Source organism: Teichococcus vastitatis, assembly GCF_003604215.1.
Classification (GTDB): domain Bacteria; phylum Pseudomonadota; class Alphaproteobacteria; order Acetobacterales; family Acetobacteraceae; genus Pseudoroseomonas; species Pseudoroseomonas vastitatis.
The window spans coordinates 1-562 of sequence record NZ_QXGS01000236.1; the positions used below are offsets into that span (position 1 = coordinate 1).

Genomic DNA, 562 nt, shown 5'->3' on the forward strand with positions numbered 1-562 from the left:
GTGGCCTTCTCCTCCACGGTGAGCTTCTGGCGTGGCGCGGCGATCAGGGTAGCGTCAATGATCTGCCCGCCCGTGGCGAGGAAGCCCTGATCCGCCAGCACCTCATCGAAGCGGCGGAACAACCCTTCGATGGCGCCTGCCTGCTTGAGCTGTTCGCGGTTTGAGCCAGATCGTCTTGCCGTCCGGCACCGCTTGGTGCGGCCCGAGGCCCGCGAAGCGCATGAAGGACAGCCGGTCCCGCAGTTAGAACTCCGCCTGCTCGTCGGAGAGGCTGTAGAGCGCCTGAAGCACCAAGATGCGGAACATCAGCACGACGTCGTAGGGCGGACGTCCGCCGCGGCTACGATCCGATCGCGCCAATGCCGCATTCAGCACGGGGCGGAAGATCTCGAAGTCGACCACGGCCGCGAGCCGCTCCAGTGGGTCGCCCGCTGCGGACAGGGCCCCATACCGCTCATCGACGTCGAAGAAGCCCGGCTGCTCAGCCATCGCCATTGCCCCCGTTGACCCGCGACAGTGAATCAGCTTCGCGCCTCAGCCGCGAGGTTTTTCGAAGTGTCCA

General features: G+C 65.8%; 1 pseudogene. It reads right to left on the reverse strand.

Annotation, left to right across the window (positions count from 1 at the left end):
• Nucleotides 1–489 (reverse strand): annotated as a pseudogene (locus D2K64_RS25885) (transposase); the annotation flags it as partial.
• Nucleotides 490–562 lie beyond the last annotated feature (73 nt).